General features: G+C 61.6%; 15 protein-coding genes. 8 read left to right on the top strand and 7 right to left on the bottom strand.

What is annotated here, in order from left to right; translation table 11 throughout:
- Positions 1-230: 230 nt before the first annotated feature.
- From bluB to PHAMO_RS00030, 6 genes are all read left to right on the top strand, one after another.
- Positions 231-986, top strand: coding sequence for a 5,6-dimethylbenzimidazole synthase (gene bluB / locus PHAMO_RS00005; RefSeq protein ID WP_002725138.1), 756 nt, complete (start codon positions 231-233; stop codon positions 984-986).
- Positions 987-1,037: 51 nt separating this feature from the next.
- On the top strand, positions 1,038-2,351 hold the full coding sequence (gene purB / locus PHAMO_RS00010; RefSeq protein WP_002725139.1) for an adenylosuccinate lyase: 1,314 nt from the start codon (positions 1,038-1,040) through the stop codon (positions 2,349-2,351).
- A gap of 169 nt (positions 2,352-2,520) precedes the next feature.
- Positions 2,521-3,852 (top strand): hypothetical protein, encoded by a 1,332-nt coding sequence (locus tag PHAMO_RS00015; RefSeq protein WP_002725141.1) that lies wholly within the window; start codon positions 2,521-2,523, stop codon positions 3,850-3,852.
- A 17-nt stretch (positions 3,853-3,869) separates the two neighbouring features.
- Positions 3,870-5,126, top strand: a complete 1,257-nt coding sequence (locus PHAMO_RS00020; protein ID WP_002725142.1) for a hypothetical protein — start codon at positions 3,870-3,872, stop codon at positions 5,124-5,126.
- Entirely contained in the window at positions 5,123-5,878 is a 756-nt protein-coding gene (locus PHAMO_RS00025) for an ABC transporter ATP-binding protein (protein ID WP_002725144.1), read from the top strand. The genes PHAMO_RS00020 and PHAMO_RS00025 overlap by 4 nt, the downstream gene beginning before the upstream one ends.
- Complete coding sequence (locus tag PHAMO_RS00030) at positions 5,875-6,672, top strand: ABC transporter permease (protein WP_040565981.1); 798 nt, start codon at positions 5,875-5,877, stop codon at positions 6,670-6,672. The genes PHAMO_RS00025 and PHAMO_RS00030 overlap by 4 nt, the downstream gene beginning before the upstream one ends.
- 53 nt (positions 6,673-6,725) lie before the next feature.
- Here the strand turns inward: PHAMO_RS00030 and PHAMO_RS00035 are convergent, their stop codons facing one another.
- Positions 6,726-7,193, bottom strand: coding sequence for a methyltransferase family protein (locus PHAMO_RS00035; RefSeq protein ID WP_002725148.1), 468 nt, complete (start codon positions 7,191-7,193; stop codon positions 6,726-6,728).
- A 184-nt stretch (positions 7,194-7,377) separates the two neighbouring features.
- Here PHAMO_RS00035 and PHAMO_RS00040 point away from each other — a divergent pair, with 184 nt between their 5' ends.
- Positions 7,378-7,752 carry an Mth938-like domain-containing protein gene (locus PHAMO_RS00040; RefSeq protein ID WP_040565982.1) on the top strand — a complete coding sequence of 125 codons (375 nt, stop codon included), beginning with the start codon at positions 7,378-7,380 and terminating at the stop codon, positions 7,750-7,752.
- A gap of 130 nt (positions 7,753-7,882) precedes the next feature.
- Here the strand turns inward: PHAMO_RS00040 and PHAMO_RS00045 are convergent, their stop codons facing one another.
- The 6 genes from PHAMO_RS00045 to PHAMO_RS00070 all read right to left on the bottom strand — a co-directional run bounded on the left by PHAMO_RS00045 (position 7,883) and on the right by PHAMO_RS00070 (position 14,007).
- Positions 7,883-9,013: a type III PLP-dependent enzyme gene (locus PHAMO_RS00045; protein ID WP_002725153.1), complete on the bottom strand. Its 1,131-nt coding sequence runs from the start codon at positions 9,011-9,013 to the stop codon at positions 7,883-7,885.
- Between the two features lie 502 nt (positions 9,014-9,515).
- On the bottom strand, positions 9,516-10,676 hold the full coding sequence (locus PHAMO_RS00050) for an FAD-dependent oxidoreductase (RefSeq protein ID WP_002725155.1): 1,161 nt from the start codon (positions 10,674-10,676) through the stop codon (positions 9,516-9,518).
- Positions 10,677-10,680: 4 nt separating this feature from the next.
- Positions 10,681-10,845 (bottom strand): rubredoxin, encoded by a 165-nt coding sequence (gene rd, locus PHAMO_RS00055; protein ID WP_002725157.1) that lies wholly within the window; start codon positions 10,843-10,845, stop codon positions 10,681-10,683.
- Positions 10,846-11,043: 198 nt separating this feature from the next.
- The gene (locus PHAMO_RS00060; protein WP_051002341.1) at positions 11,044-12,393 is read right to left on the bottom strand and encodes an NAD(P)(+) transhydrogenase (Re/Si-specific) subunit beta; all 1,350 of its coding nucleotides are present in this window, start codon (positions 12,391-12,393) and stop codon (positions 11,044-11,046) included.
- A gap of 67 nt (positions 12,394-12,460) precedes the next feature.
- A complete protein-coding gene (locus PHAMO_RS00065; RefSeq protein ID WP_002725161.1) occupies positions 12,461-12,862 on the bottom strand; it encodes a proton-translocating transhydrogenase family protein in 402 nt (133 codons plus the stop codon).
- A gap of 14 nt (positions 12,863-12,876) precedes the next feature.
- On the bottom strand, positions 12,877-14,007 hold the full coding sequence (locus PHAMO_RS00070) for a Re/Si-specific NAD(P)(+) transhydrogenase subunit alpha (RefSeq protein ID WP_002725163.1): 1,131 nt from the start codon (positions 14,005-14,007) through the stop codon (positions 12,877-12,879).
- A 206-nt stretch (positions 14,008-14,213) separates the two neighbouring features.
- Between PHAMO_RS00070 and PHAMO_RS00075 the strand changes: the two genes are divergently transcribed.
- Entirely contained in the window at positions 14,214-16,361 is a 2,148-nt protein-coding gene (locus PHAMO_RS00075) for a methyl-accepting chemotaxis protein (RefSeq protein ID WP_002725165.1), read from the top strand.
- The last annotated feature ends 28 nt before the right edge of the window (positions 16,362-16,389 follow it).

Consider the following 16,389-nt stretch of genomic DNA (forward strand, 5'->3'; position numbering starts at 1 on the left):
GCTCTGTGGCCGGTTGATCCAAATCTCATGATCAAACAATGCCATGGGACGGATTTACCGCGTAGGGTTTTCCGGTGGGATGATAGTTTTGTAATGATTCAAAATAGACATCGGTGTCTGCGTGCGGCTGGTCTGGTTCCGCTCCCTCTCGGGGGGTGACGGCGGCGGGGGGGATCGGCTATAAACCGGACGATCCGCCGCGTCTTTGCGGCGCCACGGGGAGCCCGACAATGACCGATGCCCTGTTGCCAGCCGTTCCGCTGCCCGAAGCCGAGCGCGATGGCGTTTATCGCGCCATTCTGACCCGGCGCGACACGCGGGGCGAGTTTCTCCCCGATCCGATTTCAGATGAGGTGTTGAGCCGTCTGCTGATCGCCGCCCACCACGCTCCGTCGGTTGGCTACATGCAGCCATGGAGTTTCGTCCTGGTCCGTGACCAGGCGGTGCGGACCAAGGTTCACGATGCCTTCGTCAAGGCCCATGCCGAAGCGGCGATGATGTTTTCCGAGGACAAGCGCGATATCTATCGTTCGCTGAAGTTGGAAGGCATTCTAGAATCGCCGGTCAATATTTGCGTGACCTGCGACCGTGACCGCGCCGGTCCGGTGGTGATCGGGCGGACTCATATCCCGACGATGGATTTGTTCAGCTCGGTCTGTGCCGTCGAGAATTTGTGGCTGGCCGCGCGCGCCGAAGGGCTGGGAGTCGGTTGGGTCAGTATCTTCGACAACGATACGGTTCGGGAGGCGCTGGGGATTCCACCCCAAATCCTGCCGATCGCGTATCTGTGCGTCGGTAAGGTGCGGGGCTATCACAAGACACCCGAACTCCAGGCCGCCGGTTGGCGTCCGCGCCTGCCGCTCGACGAACTGGTTCATTACGATCATTGGGGCGAAGCCCGTCCCGACAGTGCCCTGTCCGAGTTGCTGCGCCAGGACCAGCGCGCCGTTGCCGAAGGGCGCTTTATCGACGAGCGCTTGCCCTGAGGCGGCGTTCTCTCCATTTGTCCAAACATACCCACCTATCCGAGGTTCTTAATGATTCCGCGCTATAGCCGCCCCGAGATGACCCGCATCTGGGAGCCTGCGAACCGCTTTCGTATTTGGTTCGAAATCGAGGCTCATGCCTGTGACGCCCTGGCCGAGATCGGGGTGATCCCGGTCGAGGCCGCCCGAGCGGTGTGGGCGCGGGGCGATCTGGTCTATACGCCCGAGCGGATTGCTCGCATCGATGAGATCGAGCGCGAGACCAAGCACGACGTCATCGCTTTTCTGACCGAGCTGGCCGAGCATGTCGGGGCCGAATCCCGCTTCATCCACCAGGGAATGACCTCGTCCGACGTGCTCGATACCTGTCTGGCGGTGCAGTTGACCCAGGCCGCCGACCTGTTGCTGGCCGATATCGACCGGGTGCTGGCGGCGCTGGAAAAGCGTGCCTTTGAATATAAAGACTTGGCTTGCATGGGCCGCAGCCACGGCATTCATGCCGAGCCGGTGACGATCGGCCTGAAGTTCGCGGGCTTCCATGCCGCCTTCCAGCGCGCCCGCGTGCGGCTGTTGGCGGCGCGTGCCGATATCGCGACCTGTGCCATTTCCGGCGCCGTCGGCACTTTCGCCAATATCGATCCCCGCGTCGAGGTGCATGTCGCGGCGAAGCTGGGTCTGATCCCCGAGCCGGTCTCGACCCAGGTGATCCCGCGTGACCGCCACGCTCTGTTCTTTGCGACCCTGGGCGTCATTGCCGGGTCGGTCGAGCATCTGGCGACCGAAATCCGCCACCTTCAGCGCACCGAAGTGCGCGAGGCCGAGGAATATTTCTCTCCCGGTCAGAAGGGCAGCTCGGCGATGCCGCACAAGCGTAACCCGGTATTGACCGAGAACCTGACTGGTTTGTCCCGTCTGGTGCGGGGCATGGTCACCCCGGCACTGGAGAACATCGCTCTGTGGCACGAACGCGACATCTCGCATTCGTCGGTCGAGCGGATGATCGGCCCCGACGCCACTGTCACCCTCGATTTCGCCCTCAACCGGCTGGCCGGTGTGGTCGAAACCCTGGTGATCTATCCCGACGCCGTTGCTCGCAACCTGAATCAGTTGGGTGGGTTGGTGTTCTCGCAGCGGGTGCTGCTGGCATTGACCCAGGCGGGGATGAGCCGCGAGGACAGCTATAAGGCGGTGCAGCGCAACGCGATGAAGGTGTGGCAGGAAGGGGCGAATTTCCTCGATCTGCTGAAAGCCGACGAGCAGGTTACCGCCCATCTGACCGCCCCGGTGCTGGAATCGCTGTTCGATCTCGGCTACCACACCAAACATGTCGATACCATCTTCTGTCGGGTGTTCGGTCGGGCTTGATTCGTACCGCCAGCCGGGCGCGGGGTCGCGTCCGGTTGGCGGGGTGGATCGTGAAATTGCTCTAGGAACCCCGCCAAGGCCGATGGTATCTCTATATATCGGCCAGGGAAGTATCCGGCCGGTTCGCACCTGAGGCTCCGATAATAGGGGCTGGACCAAAGAGGGCTGGATGAACGCCGGGGCGTTCGGAGGAAAACCGCAGGAAGTCGTAACGCCGGAAAGCCTGCTTTTCGACGCCGCCGAGCGTGTCGGCCGGTTGCGCGAGGGCCGTCAGGCGCTGCACTTGCATTTGTCCCGCCTGCTTCCCGCCAATCGCGAGGAAGGCCGGATTCGCATCGCTTTCCGCATGTTCGAGTCGATGGTCAGCGTCTATCGCGGCCAGATCTTCCTGCTGTCCAATTCCGACATCATGCTGATCTGCAAGGACGCGCAGATCCCGGACCTTGACGCAATCGTCTACAAGTTGCGTGCTCTGTTCTCGACCGATCCGCTGACCTATGCTGAATCGGCCGACGGAACCGACCGTTTCGTCGCGCTGTACGATCTTGAATGCGATTACGAGGCGTTTTTCTCGCTTTGTGGCGAGATGGTGGCCGAGGTACGCAAGACTAAGATTGATATGGCCCCCACTCCCAAGCGGTTGCCGCTTGAAGCCACCACCCTGGTCCGGGTTCTGGACGGGATCGGCAATACCGATATCGCCGGGGTGGTGCGCCGTCAGGCTTGTATCCGGATCGTCGGGCATACCGCCGCCGAAGTGGAGTTCCAGGAATTCTATATGTCGATTGCCGACCTGCAAAAGGTGCTGGCTCCCGATATCGACATTCTGTGCAATCGATGGCTGTTCCAGCATCTGTCGCAGGAACTGGATCAGCAGGTTCTGGCGACGCTAGGCGATGCCGGATTCCAGGTACTACCGCGAGCCTTCTCGCTCAACCTCAACGTCAGCACCATCGAGACACCGGCTTTTCGGAAATTCGAGGCGGCGGTACGGGGGAAGGCCGGGTTGTTGGTCGAGTTCCAGATGCTCGATGTCTTCAACAATCTCGATGGCTTTTTCCATGCCCGCGACCGGCTGCGCACGCGCGGTCATAAGACGGTGTTGGACGGGATGACCTCGGTCGGACTCCAATTCATGGATTGCGAACTGTTCGACACCGATTACGTCAAGCTGAGTTGGAGCCAGGACATGCTCGACGATATCCGTACTGCGGAAATCCAGCACGCCTTGGCACCAGTGGGATTCGATCGGGTGATCCTTTCGCGGTGTGAGACCGAAACCGCGATCTCGTGGGGGCTGTCCATCGGGATCAGAATGTTCCAAGGGCGATTCCTCGATTCAATGACCGCCGCCGCCACGATGGGCGTCTGCGACAAGGCCGCCGCCTGTTCTCTGGCTCAATGCACGTCGCGCCATGGGATCATCACCGGCACGATCCGCACCGAATGCGGCAATGCCGACATGCTTGACCTGTTCCCGCCGCTGCGGGCTTTGCAGTAGGAGGAAAGGCGAAGCCAATGCGATCCCCGCCGCCGTCCCCGACCGCCGCCGCCCGTGCCACCAGCCAGGAATCCCTGATGCTGGATTACGTCCGCCGGTTGGAACGCCACCGCCAAGATCGTAAGGCGGTGCATATTCATCTGTCGGGGCTGTTGGCTCAGAACCGGCGTGACCACCATCTGCGTATCGCCGCCGGGACTTTCGATCCGCTGGTCAAGCTGATGCAGGCCCAGCTGTTCGTGCTGTCCAATTCCGACCTGATGCTGATCTATAAGGCTCAGGCGCAGGATGAGATCGAGGCGGCGGTGGTCAAGCTGCGCTTTCTGTTCTCGGACGATCCGCTGGTCAGCGACGAACATCTGGCTCCTCAATCGGTGTTCAGTACGTGGTACAGCCTGGACCGCGAATACGATCTGCTGCGGACCCTGGCCCAGAAAATGGTGAAGGAGGAAGCGTCTCGTCGTGCCGCTTCCAGCGAAAGCGCCGCGAGCGATTCCACCCGGATGCAGAAGCAGCAGGGGACGCCATTCACCCCGGATCTGCTGATCCAGGTCGAAGCGGCGCTGGGGCAGGCCGACCTAGCCAACCTGCTGCGCCGCCAAGCGGTGTGCGCGATGGTCGGCAAGGCCCAACCGCAGCCCGTGTTCCACGAATTATTCATCTCGATTGCCGATCTGCGCCAGACTTTGCTGCCGTCGGTCAACGTCAATTCCAATCCCTGGTTGTTCCAACAATTGACCGAGACCCTCGACCGCCGGGTTCTCAGCATGTTGAACAAGCATGATGACCGTACCCTGGAAGGCGATATCAGCATCAACCTCAACGTCTCGACGATCCTGGGACCGGAATTCCTGGTGTTCGACGACAACGTGAAGGCAGGGATGCGCGGGACCATCGTCCTCGAACTGCAAAAGGTCGATATCTTCGCCGACCTTGGGGCGTATCTGTTCGCCCGCGATTTCGCCCACGACCGGGGCTATCGTATCTGCGTCGATGGGCTGAGTTATGCTCAGTTGCCATTTGTCGATCGCGAGCGGTTAGGGGCCGACCTGATCAAGCTGATCTGGGATCCCGCCCTGACGAAGGAAAAGGATAACCGCACCAGCGCGCTGCGCCGGATCGGGGTTAATCGCATCGTCTTGTGTCGCTGCGACAATCCTGCGTCGGTCGAGTTCGGTCACTCGGTCGGCATCAGCTTGTTCCAGGGTCGTCACATCGAGTCTCTGATCCAGGGAGACTCGGGCAAGCGTCTTCGCGCACGGCCCCGCCCGTGAACGCGGTCGAGGTCCGGGACGTCACCAAGCGGTTCGGGACGGTGGTGGCGGTCGATACGATCAGCTTTACCGTCCAACCCGGTACGGTCACCGCGCTTCTGGGCGGCAACGGCGCGGGAAAGACAACCACCCTGTCGATGCTGCTTGGGTTGCTGCTGCCGACCAGTGGCGAGATCTCGCTTTTGGGTCAAGACATGATCCGCCACCGCTATCGGGTGTTGCCGCGAGTCAATTTTTCCAGTCCCTATGTCGATCTGCCTCACCGCTTGACGGTGCGTGAAAACCTGACTGTTTACGGCCACCTGTACGGCGTGCCGGGATTGAAGGCGCGGATGGCCGAATTGTGTCGCGATCTCGACCTGACCGGCTTGCTTGACCGGCCGGCGGGAAAGTTGTCGGCGGGGCAGAAGACGCGGGTGTCGATGGCGCGCGCCCTGCTCAACCAGCCCGAATTGCTTCTGCTCGACGAGCCGACCGCTTCGCTCGATCCCGACACCGCCGATTGGCTCCGCGGCTATTTCCAGGATTATCGCCGCCGCACCGGGGCAACCTTGTTGCTAGCCTCGCACAACATGACCGAAGTCGAACGGATGTGCGATCAGGTACTGATCATGAAGACGGGACGGATTGTCGATCGCGGCACCCCCGCCGAACTGTTCGCCCGATATGCCCGCGACACGATGGAGGAGGTGTTCCTCGATATCGCCCGCGACCGCCGCCGTCCCGACGATCCGTGCCGGAGGGAGCCATGATTCTGTCGGTTCGGCGGGTGGCCGGGCTGTGTCTGCGCCACCTCTATATCCTGCGCGGTTCGTGGCTGCGGTTGATCGAAATGGCCTATTGGCCGCTGATCAACGTGGTGATGTGGGGCTTCACCAGTCAGTTCCTCTCGAACAACTCATCCTGGTTCGCTCAGGCCGGGGGGGTGCTGATCGCGGGCGCGCTGCTGTGGGATGTGATGTTCCGGGGCAATCTGGGGGTAGCGCTGTCCTTCCTGGAAGAAATGTGGTCGCGCAATCTCGGCTATCTCTCGGTCAGTCCGCTCCGCCCCGGCGAGATGGTGGCGTCAATCCTGGTGATGAGCTTCATCCGCACCATGATTGGAGTGTTGCCGGCGGCGTTTCTGGCGATTCCGCTTTACCATTTCTCGCTGTTCTCGCTGGGCGCGCCGTTGCTGGTGTTTTGGGCTTTGCTGACGATGATGGGCTGGGCGACCGGCCTTGCGGTGTCGGCGATGGTGTTGCGTTTCGGGCTGGGAGCGGAAAGCCTTGCCTGGGTGATGATCTTCGCCATCGGCCCGCTGGCCGGAGTCTATTACCCGATCTCGGTTCTACCAGACTGGTTGCAGCCAGTGGCTTGGGCGTTGCCACCCGCTCATGTGTTCGAGGGAATGCGCGAGGTGATGACCCATGGCGTCGTCCGCACCGATTTGATGCTGTCGGCTCTGGCGCTTGATCTGGTCTATCTCAGCCTGGGGATCGGGCTGTTTCTCTATGCCTGGCACGGGGCGCGGGTTCGTGGCGCTTTGCTCAATGTTGGGGAATAAGCGTTTTTCCTCGCCTCGGACCATTCTTCGGGCCGAGGCGAGGAGTGTTCCCGCTACAGCCAGCGGCTGACCTTGGCCTTGTAAGCAAGGTAGGACTCGCCGAATTTGTCTTCGAGGTAGCGCTCCTCGGCCAAGATCACCACCCGTTGAAGGGTGACGGCCAGGGCGATCCCTAACAGAACCATCCACAGTGAGTTGAGCAGCAGCGCCAATCCGAAATAGATCGCCACCAGCGACAGGTAAAGCGGGTTGCGCGAGAAGCGGTATGGCCCTTCGCCGACGATGGCGGTGGTGGCGTGGCGGGGGTGAATTGGCGTCCCGTGGCGGTTCAGCGCCAGGATCGCGGTTGTTGCGACCGCTGCCGCTGCCAATAGCAGGGAAATTCCCAACCCGCGCGCGAGCACGCCAGGAAGAGCGTGGAGCGAAGACGCCCACGCGAACAGGAACCCAACGGCGAGATAAATGGAAAAGATGACCGGCGGAGTCACCTTGATATCGGCCCGATCCGGAATATCATCCATATTGGCGTCCTCTCGTTGCGGGACCGCTTGTAGCGATCTTTGATGAGACAAGCCCGATTCCGTTGCCCGTGCCTTTGGGGAACGGGGGGAGCCGGTAATATGGAGAGAGAATAAACCGGAATGGCGAGTAACGGGACACCCTCTTAGTATTGGGAGGGCGCCTTTGAGAGCAAAGGATATCGACATGGATCTCAATCCCCGTCTTGCGCCGGGACGCCAGCTGATCCAAGCCTATGGCGATGGCGGGTTCCTTATCGCCGGACAACGTTGGTGTGGTTCGGTTCTGGTCTTTCCCGAAGCGACCCAGGCCTGGGCCTGCGCCGACATTGCCGCGCTTGGACTCGAGGCCTTGGCTCCGGTTATCGCTGCCGCACCGATTCCAGAATTGTTGTTGGTGGGATGTGGACCGGCGCTTCGGCCTTTGCCGCCGACCGTGCGTGCGGGTCTGGCTGCGGCCGGGGTGCGGGTCGAAACGATGGATACCGGTGCGGCCTGTCGCACGTTCAATGTGCTGTTGACCGAAGATCGACGTATCGCGGCGGCTCTTTTCGCCGTTTGATACCAACCGGCCAAATCCAGGGTTGGCCGGTTTGAGGCGTGTCGGGCGTCACTCCAAATCCTGTCCGGGAGGCTTTAAGCCTCCCGGACACTTTACGGAGTTCTGCCGGTGGCCGTGGACTTTTACCCGCTTAGATGAAGTAAGCCTTCAGCGGATCGAAGCCGTTGAAATTCACCGCCGAGTACGAGGTGGTGTAGGCCCCGGTTGACAGGATGCGAACCTTGTCGCCGACCTTGAGGCTGACCGGCATTTCGTAATTCGACTTTTCGTACAGGATATCGGCGGAATCGCAGGTCGGACCGGCCAGTACGACGGGGGCGGTATCGTCGCCGTCGCGGGTGGTCAGGATGCGGTACTTGATCGCCTCGTCCATTGTTTCGGCCAGACCGCCGAACTTGCCGACGTCGAGATAGACCCAACGAACGTCTTCGTCATAGCCCTTGCGGCTGATCAGGACGACTTCGGTTTCGAGAATGCCGGCATCGCCGACCAACGAGCGACCGGGTTCGATGATCATCGCCGGGATGTTATTGCCGAAATGGTTGGTCATCGCGCTCATCACCGCGTCGGCATAGCGTTCGACCGCCGGGATGTCGCTGCGATAGCGGGCAGGGAAGCCACCACCAAGATTGACCATCCGCAACTCGACGCCAACGGCATCCAGCGCAGTGAACAGCATCGCCGCCTTGCCGACCGCGATGTCCCACTGGCTGAGGTCGGTCTGCTGGCTGCCGACATGGAAGGATACGCCATAGGGATCAAGGCCCAGGTCGCGCGCACGGACCAGCAGATCGCGGGCCATGTCGATTTCGCAGCCGAATTTGCGTGACAGCGGCCATTCGGCACCGTCGCAAGTCATCAGGATGCGGCAGAACACCCGCGAGCCGGGTGCGGCTTCAGCCAGTTTTTCCAGCTCGGCTTCGCAATCGAAAGCATAAAGGCGAACGCCCTTTTCGTAGGCGTAGGCGATATCGCGCTGCTTCTTGATGGTGTTGCCGAACGAGATGTTCTCGGCGGAGACTCCGCTGGAGAGGCACAGGTCGATCTCGCCGCGTGAGGCGACATCGAAATTCGATCCCAGCGCGGTCAACATCCGCACGATCTCGGGGGCCGGGTTGGCCTTGACCGCGTAATAGACATCCGCGAGCGGCAACCAGCGGCGCAGTCCGAGGTAGTTGTCTCGGACGACATCGAGATCAACCACAACGCAGGGGGTGACAGGGCGAACTTCTTCGAGGAAGCGGGCGATCTTGGCGGTCATGGCAAGCTCCAAACGGACCCATCGGGTCCTTGAACAGGACAGATGGCGACGAAACCCCATCCTCCGCCGGTCAGGCGAAGTCGGGGACGACGGTTTGACAACACGAAATAGGGNNTGTCGTCAGTCCCGCTTGGACGTACTTCGGACATCAACCCAGAGCAAAGCCCAGGCCTGCCGAGGTTTGAATCCCTGTGATTTGGGAATAATGGTCACGGACGACGCCATAGCGTGCCGGGCAATCGCGATCATAAGATTTCCTCCAAGCACCCGGGGGTTTAGCCCGCTTGCACCCAGAAGACGCCTTTGACGTCGTTGCCTGACCATACGGTGGTCAGAGGCACGTGCGCTGTACGTCTCACCTGAAGTCGCTATATACGCTGTTTTTGCCCTGGGAAAAGATAAAAAAATCCTCGTATGTCGAAAATTCACACAAGCTGGAGATTTGTTCTTTCTTTCCAATGAGATGACCGAACGGGGCAATGTCATCTCTATCTCCCTGCCCTCATGCCAGAAGCGGCGGTATCTCGGTGGCCAGGGTGCGGGCCTCAGCCGTCCGCTTGCCGCACAGAGCGAAGCCGAGCGGCTGGCCATCGGGTCCGACGAACAGCGCCTTCAGGTCACAGCCCTCTCCTTCGACCCGCCAATGCCCCTCGGCACCGGGAGGCGGGGGGCAGACCGTGGTCGGCAAGGCAGGGGTCTTGACCACCACCGGCAGCGCGGGTAAGGCCAGGGGCGTTTCGGTCCCGGCCAGAGTGGCGGCCAGGGCTTTGGCCTCGGCGAGCAGCGGGGCGATGTAGGGCAGGGGGCCGACTTCGGTTTCGGCGCAATCGCCCAGCGCGTAAATCGACGGGTCCGAAGTGCGCAAAAGGCGATCGACGACGATTCCCCGCATCACGGCCAACCCGGCCGCTGCGGCCAGCGCGGTTCGCGGCACCAGCCCTATCGCGGTCAACGCGCGGTCGAACGGAATTTGGGTGCCATCGTCGAGGACAGCCAGACCGGGGGTGAAGGCTGTTACGGAACGGTTCAGGTGAAGTACGGCTCCGGCTTTGGCCAATGCTGCCGCCATCGCAATGCCTAGTTCGGCGGGCAAGAGGCGGCCTAATGGCCAGGGGGCGGGATCGACCAGGGTAACGGCATGGCCGCCGGTGACGAGATCGTTGGCGAATTCACAGCCGATCAGCCCGGCCCCAATCAGCAGCACGCGTGCGCCGGGAGTCAGCGCCTCACGCCAGAGGGCGTAATCGTCCAGATCGTTGACTGTGAACAGACCGGCGGCGGCGCTGCCTTCGACCCGATAGGGCCGGGGATCGGCCCCGACGGCCAGCACCAATTGCTCATAGCCGATTTCCGTTCCGGTGCCGTCGGGACGGCGCAGGGTCAGGCGGCGGCGGTCGCGGTGGATCATTTCAACCTGATGCCGGGTCATCACCCGGATCGACAGGTCCGACGCGACCAAGGCGGCGGCCTTCTGCACCAGATCAGCGTGGGTCTTACCCTGGGCGAATGCGGCAGACAGCATGGGCTTGCTGTACGCCTCGCCGCCGTCGGCGGTGATGAGGGTGATCTGAACAGCGCTGTCGCGCCGCCGCAATTCGCGGGCGAAGGTATAGCCTGCCAACCCGCTGCCGACGATGACCACCCCGTCTGCGGTCGAAGTCATCGCTTTAATCCTCCAGCTCGGAGAAGTCAGCCTTGCTCACCCCACATTCAGGGCAAATCCAGTCGTCGGGCAAGGATTCGAACGGCGTACCGGGTGGAATGTCTTCGTCGGGCAAGCCAATGGCCGGGTCATAAACGAAACCGCAGACGGAACATATATAACGCGTCATCCCGTTCTCTCCTGCCCTGGCACCGCCATGGCGGCGGCGTGATTTCTCTTTATACAAAGTCGGTCTTCTCCCGCCTTTCTTCAAGGTACAGGATGCATCTGATTGCAGAGATCTCGATCAATCGGTGACATATAACGAAAAAGGCCCGCGCTGGTGGCGCGGGCCTTTTAAGATAACAGAGCCGATTCGGGTGAAGACTCAGTCCAGCGCCTTGACGATCTGCTCGGTGACCTTCTTCGCATCGCCGAACAGCATCATCGTGTTGGGACGGAAGAACAGGTCGTTTTCGACACCGGCATAGCCGGATGCCATCGAGCGTTTGATGAACAGCACCGTCTTGGCCTTTTCGACGTCAAGGATCGGCATCCCGAAGATCGGGCTTTTCGGATCGGACTTTGCCGCCGGGTTGGTGACGTCGTTGGCACCGATAACAAAGGCGACATCGGCGGTGCCGAATTCGTGGTTGATCTCCTCCAGTTCGAACACCTCGTCATAGGGAACGTTGGCTTCGGCCAGCAAGACGTTCATATGACCGGGCATGCGACCCGCCACTGGATGGATGGCGTAACGGACATCGACGCCTTCCTTTTTCAGCAAGTCGGCCATTTCGCGCAGGGCATGCTGGGCCTGTGCCACCGCCATGCCATAGCCTGGAACGATGATGACCTTCGATGCGTTCTTCATGATGAAGGCGGCGTCGTCGGCCGAACCGGCCTTGACCGCACGGTCGGCACCGCCGCCCGCAGCCGCTCCGCCTTCTCCCGCCACTTCGCCGCCGAAGCCGCCCAGGATGACGTTGATGATCGAGCGGTTCATCCCCTTGCACATGATGTAGGACAGGATCGCACCGCTGGACCCGACCAATGCGCCGGTGACAATCAACAGCGGGTTGCCAAGGGTGAAGCCGATACCGGCCGCCGCCCAACCCGAATAGGAATTGAGCATCGAGACGACCACCGGCATGTCGGCACCGCCGATCGGCAGGATCAGCAGGAAGCCCAGCGCCAGCGCCACCACAACGATTGCAACGAACAGGGCGACCGAACCACCGGAGAAGGCGAACAGCACGACCAGAGCCAGCAGCAGGATGCCGAGACCGGCATTCAGCGGGTGCTGTCCCTTGAACACCAGCGGCCTGCCGCTGACCAAACCCTGAAGCTTGGCGAAGGCGACCAGCGAGCCGGTGAAGGTGATCGCGCCGATGGCGGTTCCCAGGCTCATCTCGATCAGCGAGGCGGCCTTGATGCCGCCATCGGCCGCCAGGATCGAGAAGGCCGCCGGGGCCGACAAGGCTGCCGCCGCGACGAATACTGCCGCCAGACCGACCAGAGAGTGGAACGCCGCCACCAACTGGGGTAGGGCGGTCATCTCGATCTTCTTTGCGACAACAGTTCCGATGCCGCCGCCGATCAGGATGCCGAGCGGCACCAGAACCCAGGCGAAGTCGGGGGTGATGATGGTGGTGACAATGGCGATGGCCATGCCCGCCATGCCCCACCGATTGCCGTTCTGCGACGTTTCGGGGCTGGACAGCCCGCGTAACGCCATGATGAAGCAGACGGCGGCGACGAGATAGGCGAATTGAGTGAGATTGCTTGCCACGGTCGCGTCCTCCCTATTTCTGCTTCTTCTTGAACATGCCGAGCATGCGTTGCGTGACCAGGAAGCCGCCGAAGATGTTGACGGAGGCCAGGATCACGGCGAGGAAGCCCAACAGGCGCGACGCGGTGGTGTCGGTCGCGGTGGCGACCAGCGCACCGACGATGATCACCGACGACACCGCGTTGGTCACCGCCATCAGCGGCGAGTGCAGCGCCGGGGTGACCCGCCAGACGACGTAATAGCCGACGAAACAGGCCAGAACGAACACGGTGAGCAACGAGACGAAGCCGATCCCGTGATCGCTGAGAGCCTGAAGATGCGCCGCCTGGGCAAGCACTTCGTTGGCCTTCAGGGACAGAGCCTCGGTCTCATGGGCGAGCTTGGCGGCGGCACGGACGATTTCTGTGGTATCCATGGCAGCTTGCCTCCTTAGCCGGCCAACGCGGGATGAACGACGCTTCCGTCGCGGGTCACACACGTGCCCTTCAGGATCTCGTCGTCCCAGTTGAATTTCAGACTGTTGCTGTCCTTATCGACCAGCGGGGTCAGGAAGTTCAGCAGGTTGCGAGCGAACAGCGCCGAAGCGTCAACCGCGATTCTCGCCGGGATGTTGCCGTGGCCGACCAGGGTAACGCCGTGCTTGACCACGACTTTATCAAACTCGGACAGGGGGCAATTGCCGCCCGCCTCGACCGCCATATCGACGATCACCGAGCCTTCGCGCATGTCCTTGACCATCTCTTCGGTGATCAGCACCGGAGCAGGCTTGCCAGGGATCAGGGCGGTGGAAATCGCGATGTCGGTCTTTTTCAGCACCTCGGCGATCTTCGCCGCCTGCTTCTTTTTATAGTCGTCGTCCATTTCCTTGGCATAGCCGCCCTTGGTCTCGGCGTCCTTGCCCGCGTCGGGATCGACCTCGACGAACTTGCCGCCCAGGCTTTCGACCTGCTCCTTAACGGCGGGGCGGACGTCGAAGGCATAGACCACGCCGCCCAGCCGCTTGGCGGTGGCAATGGCCTGAAGCCCGGCGACACCGGCCCCCAAGATCAGGAAGCGGGCCGGGGCGATGGTTCCAGCGGCGGTCATCATCATCGGAATGGCGCGGCCGAAATGCTCGGTGGCGTCCAGAACCGACTTGTAGCCGGCCAGGCTGGCCTGCGACGACAGGATATCCATGCTTTGGGCGCGGGTGATGCGCGGCAGCAATTCCATCGCAAAGGCGGTGATCTTGCGTGCGGCCAGCGCCTTGATCAGATCGCGGTTGGCGAGCGCGGCCAAGCCGGCGATCAGGACTGCGCCTTCCGGGATCAGGGCGATCTCGTCATCCTGGGGGCGCTGTACTTTCAGGACGATATTGGCCCCGGCCAGCGCGGTGGCGGCATCGGCGGCAATGGTGGCTCCGGCCTCGCGGAAATGGTCGTCAAGGATCGAGGCGCCGGCACCGGCGCCGGTCTCCACCACCACCTCGAATCCCATCCCCTTGAACTTCTTCACGGTGTCAGGAGACGCTGCGACCCGCGCTTCGCCAGCGCGCCGCTCTTTCGGTATGGCGATCTTCATGTAAACCTCATCCCTTTGTGCTACGGGCGTTACCCCCGTTTTACGTTTCTGACAATGCCTTTCCAAGAGGGGTTTGCCAAGCGGGTTCGCGTAGGTGGTTTTCTGGATGGGTCGGGTTCAACTCCGACCTGTCCGCGCGCTTGTGCCGATTGTTACCAGCACTTAGTATTGGGTTTATCTCGAAACGACTTGCGAGGGTCGATCCGATGGGGCTGTCAAACATTTTTACCCGCATGCGGATCACCGTTCGTTTGTGGTTGCTGGTCTTTCTTCCTCTCTGTGGTCTGGCGATTGTTTTTGTTACCGATACGGTTAAAACGCGCTCCGACATGCTTGAAGCGCGCGAGACCAGTCTGCGCCGGGTAGTCGAAACCGCCAGCGGTGTGTTGACACATTACGCCGCCGAGGCCGCCCAGGGCCGCATGACCGAGGCCGAGGCCAAGGCGGCAGTGATCGGTGTGCTGAGAACAATGCGCTATGACGGTGCCGAATATTTGTGGATCAACGACTTGGGAAAGCCGTTACCGCGGATGGTGATGCACCCGGTCTCGCCGTCGTTGGACGGCACCACCTTGCAGGGGGCGAAGTTCGACAAGGCAACATGGCTGCGTCCCGATGGTGGCGGTGCTCGCGAGGCTCTCGACCATGTGAATCTGTTCGCCGCCTTTGTCATGGTGGTCGAACGCGGTGGCCAGGGCTTTGTCGGCTATGAATGGCCCAAGCCCAAGCAGGGCGGGGGCGCGACCACGGAAATCTACGCCAAGATTTCCTATCTCAAGGGCTTCGCTCCGTGGGGCTGGATGGTGGGGTCCGGCGCTTATATTGACGATATCGACGCCGATTTCCGCGTGGCCTTGCTCCAGCGTGGACTGGTTCTGGCCGGAGTGTTGCTGGTGTTCGGCGGTTTTGGCATCGTTATTATCCGCAATGTTTCTTCGGGCTTTGTCGATTTGCGTCACGACATCGATGTCGTTCATGCCAGCGGTACCGGATTGCGGCTCTCGCCCGATCGCGGGGATGAATTCGGCGCAGTCGCCGGGGTTCTGGGCGAGATCGCCGAGAACCGCCGCAAGCTGATCGAGTTGGAGACCGACCGCGCCGCCGCTCGGCGTCAGGCCGAGATCGAACGTCATTTGTCCCAGCGCACTGTGCTGCGTTCGTTGGTTCAAGCGGCGAGCCTCGGTAACGAAGCGATGATGACCCTGGCGCGGATGAAGCATGAAATCGATGTATCGACCCGTGAGGTCGATCGGATGGCGAGTTCGATCGAACAGATGCGGGATTCGATTTCGGCGATCTCGACCGACAGTGCCGGGGCGGCCAAAGGCGCGGGCAGCGCGGGTGAGGCGGCCAGCGGAGGATTGGGGGCCAGTCGCGAGGCGGCATCGGCATTCGGTCGAATCGTCGCTGCCGTCGGCGGCGCTGGGGCCAAGGTCGAAGGGCTGGTCGAGGCTTCGAACCAGATCGGCCAGATCGTTACCGCGATTGAGGCGGTGGCGGGGCAGACCAATTTGCTGGCCCTGAACGCCACCATCGAAGCGGCACGGGCGGGCGATGCGGGCAAGGGCTTTGCTGTTGTCGCCAACGAGGTCAAGCACCTCGCCAACCAGACGGCAAAGGCTACCGTTGATATCCGATCCCGTATCGAAGCGCTGCAAAACGAGATGTCCACCATCGTCGGGGCTATCGAAGAAAGCACCCAGGCGGTCGATCAGGGCCGCGCTCTGGTCGATGATTTGGGCGAACGGCTCCAATCGATCGCTGCCGAGGTCGATGACGTCCGCACCAGCATGATGACGATTTCCGATGTTCTGGACCGGCAGTCGCGCACGGCGAGCCATCTGGCCGATGGGACCGCCAACATCGTTACTCTGGCCCGCACCAACGACGACCGGCTGGCCCAGGTTCTTGACTCGATGGGGCGGATGAGCCGCCATCTCGATTCTCAGGTCGATGCCTATGCCGGAATCGGCTCGGCGGCGTTGCTGGTCGAGATCGCCAAGAACGACCATATCGCGTTCAAGCGTTCGGTGCTCGACGGAGTGCTGGGGCGGTCTCAGCTTCAGGCCGGGGAGATCGCCGACCATCACGGTTGCCGTCTGGGCAAGTGGTACGATGCGGTGTCGGACCGGGCGTTGCAGGACTCGGCCGCCTATGTCGCCATTGAGGAGCCGCATGCCCAGGTTCATGCCGCCGCCAAGGCAGCCCTGACCCTTGCAGCCGAAGGCCGCTTCGACGATGCTCTGGTCGAGATTGAAAAGATGAATGTCGCCTCGGACGCGGTGGTGGCCAAGCTCAATATTCTGGCCGAAGCCCTCGGCACCGCCGAAGATGTGAGGTTGAACGCCGGGTAAGTTCCGGCGGGATTATTATTTTATTCCG

The sequence above is a fragment of the Magnetospirillum molischianum DSM 120 genome (assembly GCF_000294655.1).
Taxonomy (GTDB): domain Bacteria; phylum Pseudomonadota; class Alphaproteobacteria; order Rhodospirillales; family Magnetospirillaceae; genus Phaeospirillum; species Phaeospirillum molischianum.